The sequence below is a fragment of the Bradyrhizobium sp. LTSPM299 genome, assembly GCF_000938235.1.
Lineage (GTDB): Bacteria > Pseudomonadota > Alphaproteobacteria > Rhizobiales > Xanthobacteraceae > Bradyrhizobium.
The window spans coordinates 24117-33009 of sequence record NZ_JYMU01000009.1 but is presented as its reverse complement, the minus strand read 5'-3'; the positions used below and the strand labels follow the sequence as shown (position 1 = coordinate 33009).

The 8893-nt window shown below is 64.2% G+C and carries 9 protein-coding genes; 4 read left to right on the top strand and 5 right to left on the bottom strand.

The window, feature by feature from the left end; genetic code table 11:
- On the top strand, positions 1-208 hold a 208-nt coding region (locus UP10_RS07325), incomplete at its 5' end, for a transposase (RefSeq protein WP_044588322.1).
- Between the two features lie 191 nt (positions 209-399).
- Here the strand turns inward: UP10_RS07325 and UP10_RS07320 are convergent.
- From UP10_RS07320 to ispG, 3 genes are all read right to left on the bottom strand, one after another.
- Positions 400-1740: a Rieske 2Fe-2S domain-containing protein gene (locus tag UP10_RS07320; protein ID WP_044586706.1), complete on the bottom strand. Its 1341-nt coding sequence runs from the start codon at positions 1738-1740 to the stop codon at positions 400-402.
- 51 nt (positions 1741-1791) lie between these two features.
- On the bottom strand, positions 1792-2685 hold the full coding sequence (locus UP10_RS07315; protein ID WP_044586705.1) for a TauD/TfdA dioxygenase family protein: 894 nt from the start codon (positions 2683-2685) through the stop codon (positions 1792-1794).
- 78 nt (positions 2686-2763) lie between these two features.
- Entirely contained in the window at positions 2764-4053 is a 1290-nt protein-coding gene (ispG, locus tag UP10_RS07310) for a flavodoxin-dependent (E)-4-hydroxy-3-methylbut-2-enyl-diphosphate synthase (RefSeq protein ID WP_044586704.1), read from the bottom strand.
- 253 nt (positions 4054-4306) lie between these two features.
- Between ispG and UP10_RS07305 the strand changes: the two genes are divergently transcribed.
- Positions 4307-5182, top strand: a complete 876-nt coding sequence (locus tag UP10_RS07305) for a sulfurtransferase (protein WP_044586703.1) — start codon at positions 4307-4309, stop codon at positions 5180-5182.
- A gap of 236 nt (positions 5183-5418) precedes the next feature.
- Here the strand turns inward: UP10_RS07305 and UP10_RS07300 are convergent, their stop codons facing one another.
- Positions 5419-6375, bottom strand: a complete 957-nt coding sequence (locus tag UP10_RS07300; protein WP_044586702.1) for a DMT family transporter — start codon at positions 6373-6375, stop codon at positions 5419-5421.
- 176 nt (positions 6376-6551) lie between these two features.
- Positions 6552-7037, bottom strand: coding sequence for a Fur family transcriptional regulator (locus UP10_RS07295; RefSeq protein ID WP_044536284.1), 486 nt, complete (start codon positions 7035-7037; stop codon positions 6552-6554).
- 155 nt (positions 7038-7192) lie between these two features.
- Here UP10_RS07295 and UP10_RS07290 point away from each other — a divergent pair, with 155 nt between their 5' ends.
- Both UP10_RS07290 and UP10_RS07285 read left to right on the top strand, forming a co-directional pair.
- Positions 7193-7672 carry a MarR family winged helix-turn-helix transcriptional regulator gene (locus UP10_RS07290; protein WP_156179692.1) on the top strand — a complete coding sequence of 160 codons (480 nt, stop codon included), beginning with the start codon at positions 7193-7195 and terminating at the stop codon, positions 7670-7672.
- Complete coding sequence (locus tag UP10_RS07285; RefSeq protein ID WP_044586700.1) at positions 7665-8831, top strand: HlyD family secretion protein; 1167 nt, start codon at positions 7665-7667, stop codon at positions 8829-8831. Before UP10_RS07290 ends, UP10_RS07285 begins: the two co-directional genes overlap by 8 nt.
- Positions 8832-8893 lie beyond the last annotated feature (62 nt).

Here is an 8893-nt window from a genome sequence, read left to right as displayed (position 1 = left end):
CTGGATGAGGCGACGGCGGGAGACGATAGAGCACCCGTTTGGAACCATGAAGTGGCTGATGGCTGGTCCCCGCTTCCTGGTGAAGGGGCTGAAAAAGGCGAAGACCGAACTCGCCTTGGGCGTCCTCTGCTACAACCTCAAGCGGGTGACCAACATCCTTGGGTGCCCGCCCTACTGGAAGCGCTGGCACTCACGCCCGCCTGACTGAGCATTTTTGCTGGCCGATGCAGCCATCCCGTCGCAAGCAGCGCGACTTCTCGCACAGCCTGGAAGGCCGGGACCCATTACCACAAATGCCGGTGATGCGCGGAGCTGGGGCCACAGCCAGCCTCCACAACAAGGGCCGGTGGCTGGGTCCCGGCCCCCGTGCGCAATTGCGCACTAGGCCGGGACGACAGCTCACTCCGCCGCCGCAGTCTGCCCGGGAGCGCCGACGAACCCCGCAGGATCGCCGAACCGCTCGATCATGACGGCAGTCAGATCCTTCGCTTTGCTGGTCACGCAGGCGCCGGAGCGCACGGTGTAGCGGTCCTGGTGCTTGGCGTGCGGCGGCGCCTCGCCCTTCTGAAGCGCGCGCGCCGCTTCCATCACCAGCTTGCGGAAATGCATGATGCCGAGATCGGTCGGGCCAAGATGCTCGCGGGTGCGGTCGGCGATCAGACCCTGGCTGTCCTGCACCGCGGCGTCCTGTTCGGAGACGCCCTTGATGCCGGTGTAGCTCTTGGTCCGCTGCAGCTTGCGGTCGATCAGGTAGTCGTTCGCCCGGTTGCGCAGCGGGATATAATTTTCGTCGACCACTGCCATCACGCCATTGCCATTGGCGTAGCCGTCGCGCTCGACCTCGGTCAGCGGACGGTCCGGATTCCACGCATAGGTGTAGATCCAGCAACCGGTGTCGGTGACAGGCACGAAGGTCTGGCCGAACATGTTCTCGCCCGGCATCGAGCTCGGCGCGTAGCTGTGGAACGGCATCAGGAACTGGGCGATGCGCCAGTAGATGTTGTCGCTGCCGGTGAGCCGCCCGCCCGCGACCGTCAGCCCGGCCTCATGCGGATTGATCTTGATCACCGGGCGCGGATCCTCGGCGATCCAGCGCATGTGATCGGTGGCGACCCGCGTCAGCGGATTGACGAAATGCCGCTTGATGTCGAGGATCTCGTTCTCCTCCTTCTCGAAGGAGAGATGCGCGAAGGTGAAATGCGCGGTGTCGATCGAGCCTTCCACCGCCTGCACCCAGTTGCAGTCCTGCCACTTCTTGGTGACAAACCGATGCGAGGCCGGCAGCAGCGCCATCTCCAGCGCCGGCAAATCCGGCATCGCCTCGGCCGGCCCCATATAGGCCCAGATCATCTCGCCCCATTCGCGCACCGGATAGGACTTGATGCGGATCAGGTCCTTGGCGTTGAGATCCGGATAGGAGGTCGGCATGTCGACGCAAGCACCGTCGGTATCGAACTTCCAGCCGTGATAGACGCAGCGGATGCCGCATTCCTCGTTGCGGCCGAGCCAGAGATTGGCGCCGCGATGCGGACAGTATTGATCGATGACGCCGACTACGCCGCGCGAATCGCGGAAGGCAAGCAGCTCCTCGCCAAGCACCGTGACCTTCTTCGGATCGCTGTCCGGCTCGGGCAGCTCTTCCGACAGCAGCACCGGGATCCAGAACCGGCGCAGCAATTCGCCCATCCCCGTTCCTGCGCCGGATTCGGTGAGGAATTTGTTGTCTTCGGCACGCAGCATGGGCGACCTCCCGATTTTATTTTTGTTTCAGTCCGTAGGATGGGTGGAGCCTCACACCGGCCGCTCGCCCTTCACGGTCACGCGCGTGCCGGAGCGGGTGTGCGGCCAGTAGTCCCACATCGCGCGGTGCTGGGCGCAGCGGTTGTCCCAGAACGCGATCGCGTTCTCGGTCCAGCGGAAGCGGCACTGGAACAGCGGGTTCTCGGCGTGCTGGTAGAGATAGGCTAACATCGCATCGCTCTCGTCGCGCGGGATGCCGATAATGAAGCGGGTGAAGCCGCGGTTGACGTAGAGCACCTTGTTGCCGGTCACCGGGTGCGTACGCACGATCGGATGTTCGGCGCGCGGATATTCCCGTTTGTCGGCGACGCCGTAGTTTGTATACAGGCCACGATAAGTCTGCTCGCCGTCATGCAGCGCGGTCAGCCCGTCGAGATAGGCCTTCATGCGATCCGACAGCGCCTCATAGGCCGCGTACATATTGGCGAACAGCGTGTCGCCACCGCGCGGCGGGCACTGCTTGATATAAAGGATCGAGCCCATCGGCGGCTCCTGATCGCAGGACACGTCGGTGTGCCAGCCCTCGCCATTGGCGCGTGGGCTGTCCTTGTCGGCGTAGATCTTCATCAGCGCCGGATCGCCCTCGCTCGGCGCCGCGGGGTGCACGTGCAATTCGCCGAACTTGCGGCCGAAGGCCAGATGCTGCTCGGGGCTGATATGCTGCTCGCGGAAGAAGATGACGAGGTTTTCGGCGAGCGCGCGATGGATCTCGTCCATCTGGCGGTTGGAGCGCGCATCGTCGGACACCAGCCTGCCGATATCGACACCAGAGATTTCCGCGCCGATGATCGGCGTCAGTTTTTCAACGCCGATTGTCTCGTAGGGCTCGGACTCGGCGGCCGCGTGCCGGTAGCGCGGTCCCTGCTTGCCGGACAGTGAACTCATGGGCGGTCTCCCGATCGTTCTTGATTGGGAGACATCGTAGCCCGGATGGCGCGAAGCGCAATCCGGGTCATGACATTGCTACTCCGCGGCGCCCGCCGTCTCCGGCACCTTGGCGCCGCTGCCGTACTTCTGATCGATATAGTCGATCACCAGCGCCCTGAACTCGGTGGCGATGGTCGGGCCGCGCAGGGTGCGGAATTTCTTGCCGTCGACGAACACGGGAGCTGCCGGCGCTTCGCCGGTGCCGGGCAGCGAGATGCCGATATTGGCATGCTTGGATTCGCCGGGGCCGTTGACGATGCAGCCCATGACCGCGACGTTGAGCTCTTCGACGCCCGGATATCTGGTCTTCCAGCCCGGCATCTCCTCGCGGATGAAATCCTGGATCGAACGCGCCAGTTCCTGGAACGTGGTCGAGGTGGTGCGACCGCAGCCCGGGCAAGCCGCAACCAGCGGCACGAAGGTGCGGAAGCCCATGGTTTGCAGCAATTCCTGCGCAACCTGCACCTCGAGCGTGCGATCGCCGCCGGGCTCCGGCGTCAGCGAGATGCGGATGGTGTCGCCGATCCCCTGCTGCAGCAGGATGCCGAGCGCGGCCGACGAGGCGACGATGCCCTTCGAGCCCATGCCGGCCTCAGTGAGGCCGAGATGGATCGCGTAATCCGAGCGGCGCGCCAGCTCCTGATAGACCGCGATCAGATCCTGCACGGCGGACACCTTCGCCGACAGGATCATCTTGTTTTTGGGCATGCCGAGCTCTTGGGCGCGGGCGGCCGACAGCAGCGCCGACTGCACCATGGCCTCGCGGGTCACCGCTCGGGCGTCGCGCGGATTCGCCGAAGCCGTGTTCTCGTCCATCAGCTTGGTGAGCAACTCCTGGTCGAGCGAGCCCCAATTGGCGCCGATGCGCACAGGCTTGTTGTTCTTGTTGGCGATCTCGATGATATCGGCGAACTGGGTGTCGCGCTTGTTCTTGAAGCCGACATTGCCGGGATTGATGCGGTATTTGTCGAGCGCCTCGGCGCAGGCCGGATAGTCGGCCAGCAGCTTGTGGCCGATGTAATGGAAGTCGCCGATCAAGGGCGTGGTGAGGCCGAGCTTGCGCAACCCGTCGCGGATGTGCGGCACCGCGGCTGCCGCTTCCTCGCGGTCGACGGTGATACGCACCAACTCGGAGCCGGCGCGGCTCAGCGCTGCGACCTGGGCGATCGTGCCCTCGATGTCGGCAGTGTCGGTATTGGTCATCGACTGCACGACGATCGGCGCGCCGCCGCCGACGGCGACGTTGCCGACCATGACCTGCGTGGTGTGGTGCCGCGGCGAAGGACCAGCGACGTCGTTCTGCGGCAAAATCTCGGGCTTGTTCATGGCGTCTCGAATATCAGGTTTTGGTGACATTCACCAAGGGGGCGATGAGCGGCGCGAATGCGCGGCCGGACGATATGTTTCCGAAGTGAATTCAACAGCTTATGACGCCAATCGAGGCCAAAGGCAAGCCATGCAGCGGCGACCTGCATGGCCGGTATATTGGACTGAATCCGGATGATTCAAAGGGCAAGTCGCTGCTTTTCATGTGATCCGGGGCACCTTACCATTCGCCTAAACATCGTCGGAGGTGACTATGGCTGTCCATAACGAGCTGATCACCACCGCGGAACTCGCCGATATCCTCACCCGGCCCGATTTGCGCCTGTTCGATTGCACAGCCTATCTGGAGCCGGCGCCCGCGGGCAGCGGTGTTCCCTATATTGTCGTCTCGGGCCGCCAGACGTTCGAGGCTGGGCATATCCCGGGCGCGAATTTCCTCGATTTGCAGGCCGAGTTCTCCGATCCCCATACCGAGCTGCGCTTCATGATGCCGTCGGTCGCGCAGCTCGAAACCGCGTTCGGCCGCCATGGCATCTCGCCCAACAGCTGCGTCGTGCTCTATTCGAGCGGCACGGCAATGTGGGCGACGCGCTTCTGGTGGATGCTGCATTCGCTCGGCTTTGAAGGCGCCGCCGTGCTCGACGGCGGCATCGACAAATGGACCGCCGAGGGTCGCGATATCGAGACCGAGCTTGCCGGCCACTATCCGCCGGCAACGTTCACGGCCCGGCCGAAGGACGGCCTGTTCGTCGGCAAGCACGACGTGCTCGCCGCCACCGCGGAAGCCAACACCGTCATCGTCAACGCGCTCGGTCCGCAATTCTACAAGGGCCTTGAGCCGAGCCGCTACGGAAGGCCCGGCCGCATCCCCGGCAGCGTCAGCGTGCCGGCGGCAAGTCTGATCGATCCCAAAAACAAGACTTTCGTGCCGCTCACGGAAGCCAAAGCGACCTTCGCCGCGCAGGGCATCGACCGGAGCAAGCGCATCGTCGCCTATTGCGGCGGCGGCATCTCCGCGACCATCGATCTGTTCCAGCTGCACCGGCTCGGCTACGACAACCTCACGCTCTACGACGGCTCGATGGGCGAATGGGCCAAGGATGCGTCGCTGCCGATCGAGGTGGGGTAGTGCTCCATCGATCCACTCCCGTGTCGTCACCCGCGAAGGCGGGTGACCCAGTATTCCAGAGGCGTCTGAGTTCAACCGGAAAGGCCGCGGCGTACTGGGTCGCCCGGTCCATGTGCGCAATTGCGCACAGGCCGGGCGATGACAGTTGTAAATCGGGATGCAGCTTCGCATCCTCGCGACATGCTCGTCATTCCGGGCTCGCGCTTCGCGCGCCCCGGAATGACGAGGAGAAAACATCACGCCGGCACATTCGGGTCCGGCGTCACCTTCGGATCGGGCTTGTTGACGAGATAGAGTCCGGCGACCACGAGCAAAGCGGCGACGCCGAACACCGGGGTCAGCGTATCGTGCATGACGAAATAGGCCGCGACCACGCCGAACAGCGGCGTGATGAAGGTGAAGGCCGACAGCTTGCTTGCCGAATAGGTCTTCACCATCGCAAACCAGATCACGAAGGTGCAGCCCACCACCCACACCGCCTGATAGGCCAGCAACGAGACCGACAGCGCGCTTGGCCAATGCGTGATGCGTTCGCCCGCAATCCAGGAGGCGAAGCCGAGGATCGGGATCGACACCGCGACCTGGTAGCCGAGTGCTTTCTCCGGCGCCGCCCGGCGCAGATTGGTGCCCTTGGCGACCAGTGTGGTTGCCGCCCACAGCGCGCCGCCGCCGACCACCAGGAGGTCGCCGAGCAGCACTTTTGCATCAACATTCGGCTGCGGCACGCCGATCGCAAGCGCTACGCCGGCAAAGCTCAGCGCCAGCCCGCTCCACTGCATCGCGCTCAAGCGCTCGCCGAGGAACTGGTGCGAGCCGAGGGCGACGAAGAACGGCGCGGTATAGAGGAAGACGGACGCGCGCGACGCCGAGGTCAGGACCAGCCCGGAGAAGATCAGCACGAATTCGCAGCCGAACATCAGCCCGGCGGCGAGACCGGGCAGCAACGTGCCGTCGCGCACGAAGAACTTTGCGCCGCGCAACCAGCCTACGATCAACATGACCGGCAAGGCGCCGGCGGAACGGATCATCGCCTGCAGCATCGGCGGCACATCGGGCAGCGCCAGCTTGACCGCGAGCTGGTTGAAACCCCAGCTCACGCACAGCATCAGCATCAATGCGATGGCGCCTGGCGGCAGTCCGTGCCCGACGCTGGCGGGCCTTGCGGTGGGGGTGGAGATTGCCTGGATCGACATGTTTCCTCGCGGCCGGCTTGGCGCCGTGTTGTTGTTATGACTTGCGCATCGTTCAGTCCGTCATTGCGAGGAGCTCGCGACAAAATTGCAGAGCAATTTTGCGCTGAAGCGACGAAGCAATCCATTTCTCAGCAAGCGGTGAAATGGATTGCTTCGCTCCGCTCGCAATGACGAAATCATTTCTGGCAATGCGCGCAGGTGCCGGCGATCTCGACGACGGAGAGTTTTGGCAGGAAGCCGGACGCCCGCGCCGCGGCCGTGAGGCTTTGCGCGACGGGGGCTGCCGGGATCTCGCCGACTGAGCCGCAGTGGTCGCAGATCAGGAACGCCACCATCGAGGTCTCGTCGTGGTCATGCGCGCAGGCAAGGAAGGAATTGCGGCTCTCGATGCGGTGGACGAGGCCATTCTCCATCAGGAAGTCGAGCGCGCGGTAGACGGTAATCGGTGCCGGGCGCGGCATCGACTTGGCCAGTTCGTCGATCACCTCATAGGCGCCGAGCGGGCGGTGGCTCGACAACAGCGCCTGCAGCACGTGGCGCCTGATCGGGGTGAATTTCTGCCCCCGGCGCGTGCAAACCTGCTCGGCATGCGCCATCGCGTCCGCGGCGCAGCGGCCGTGATCATGGTCGGGAGCAGGAAATGTCGGCTTTGCGAGGCTCATCTGCCCGGTATGTAGCATTTTTGCGCCGGTTCCCAAAGCCCTCCTGCGACCCTCCCCGGAAGCCATGTGCGCAATGCGGGGCAGCCTTCCGTTAACCCGGCATGCAGAATTCATAAGCAAGCTTATTATAGCCAAAGCTTATGGAGGCAAGCCACATGCGCGGTCCCGTGGACGCGAACTTTTTGTTTACGCTCGGCGAATTGTTCCGGCTGATCCGCGTGTACGCCGACAAGGAGGCCGCGCGCTACGGTATTACCCGCGCGCAATGGGCGGTGCTGTCCAAGGTTGAGCGCAGCGAGGGCATGAAGCAGACCGAGCTTGCCGAGCTGCTCGAGATGCAGCCGATCACGCTGACTCGCCTGATCGACAAGCTCAGCAACGCCGGCTGGATCGAGCGCCGCAGCGACGCGACCGACCGCCGCGTTAACCGCCTCTACTTGAAGAAGGCCGCGCGTCCGTTGCTGGGCAAGCTCGCCGGCCTGCGCTCCGAACTCACCGCGACCGCGCTCGAGGGCATTAGCCCCGCTGACGCGCATCGCCTGCTCACCCAACTGGACCAGATCAAGGAAAACGTTCGCAATGCCATCCAAAGCCCAGCCGGCGAGCCCTCCCGAAAAGAGCAGCGCTATGGCTGAACCCATCCTTAAACTCGCGCCCGAGCAGAAGGGCAATCCGGCCTCGCCCACACCGGCGGGCAAGGCCAGCCGCGCGCCGCGCCGCCGCCTGATGGCCGGCCTGCGGCGCTATCGCCGCACCCTGCTGCTCGTCGTGCTGCCGATCGTGGCAGCGATCGGCGGCGGCGTGTTCTATCTCAATGGCGGCCGCTATGTCGGCACCGACGACGCCTATGTCGGCGCACAGAAGGTGCTGATCACGCCGGAGATCTCCGGCAAGATCGACAAGATCGTCGTGAAGGAGGGCCAGCACGTCAAGCGCGGCGACGTGATGTTCGAGATCGATCCGGTGCCCTACCAGCTGGCGGTCGCTCAGGCCAAGGCGGCGCTCGACCAGACCCAGACCACCTATGACAATCTGGTCGCCAACATCAAGATCAACAGCAAGATGCTCGAATACGCGGAGCAGAGCGTCGAGCTGAAGCAGCGCGACGTCGAGCGCAAGACGACGCTCGCCAAGCAGAATTTCGGTTCGCAGCTCGACCTCGACAACGCGGCGAACGCGCAAGTCACGGCCGCGAGTCTCGCGCAGTACATCAAGCAGCAGGTCTCCAACGCCAAGACGCAGCTGCTCGGCAATGTCGACCTGCCGATCGAGCAGTTCCCGCCCTACGCCCAGGCCAAGGCGAAGCTCGACGACGCGCAACGCAACCTCGATCACACCACGCTGCGCGCGCCGATGGACGGGGTCGCGACCCAGGTCGACCAGATCCAGCTCGGCCGCTTCGTCGCCGCGGGCGCACCGGTGTTTTCCGTGATCGACGTCGAGCACCCCTGGGTCGACGCCAATCCGAAGGAAAGCGACTTCACCTATGTCGCAGTCGGCCAGCCGGTCGAACTCGACGTCGACGCGTTTCCGAACCACGCCTTCAAGGGCACGATCGGCTCGCTGTCGCCGGGCACCGGCGCGCAGTTCTCGATCCTGCCGCCGCAGAACGCCACCGGAAACTTCGTCAAGGTGGTGCAGCGCGTGCCGGTCCGCATCTATTTCGATCCGGACGACAAGTTCGTCACGAGGCTGAAGGCGGGCATGAGCGTCTATGTCACCATCGACACCAACCACCGCCGCTCGCTGGCCGGGTTGCTCGGCCTCGGGCCGGCGTCCGCGCATCAAGAGTGACGACGGGATGTCGATACACATTCGTCTGTCATCGCCCGGCCTGTGCGCAATTGCGCACATGG

Coding starts and splice junctions, on each gene's coding strand:
- UP10_RS07320 (WP_044586706.1), bottom strand. CDS start 1,740: ATGCTGCGTGCCGAAGACAACAAATTCCTCACCGAATCCGGCGCAGGA.
- UP10_RS07315 (WP_044586705.1), bottom strand. CDS start 2,685: ATGAGTTCACTGTCCGGCAAGCAGGGACCGCGCTACCGGCACGCGGCC.
- ispG (WP_044586704.1), bottom strand. CDS start 4,053: ATGAACAAGCCCGAGATTTTGCCGCAGAACGACGTCGCTGGTCCTTCG.
- UP10_RS07305 (WP_044586703.1), top strand. CDS start 4,307: ATGGCTGTCCATAACGAGCTGATCACCACCGCGGAACTCGCCGATATC.
- UP10_RS07300 (WP_044586702.1), bottom strand. CDS start 6,375: ATGTCGATCCAGGCAATCTCCACCCCCACCGCAAGGCCCGCCAGCGTC.
- UP10_RS07295 (WP_044536284.1), bottom strand. CDS start 7,037: ATGAGCCTCGCAAAGCCGACATTTCCTGCTCCCGACCATGATCACGGC.
- UP10_RS07290 (WP_156179692.1), top strand. CDS start 7,193: ATGCGCGGTCCCGTGGACGCGAACTTTTTGTTTACGCTCGGCGAATTG.
- UP10_RS07285 (WP_044586700.1), top strand. CDS start 7,665: ATGGCTGAACCCATCCTTAAACTCGCGCCCGAGCAGAAGGGCAATCCG.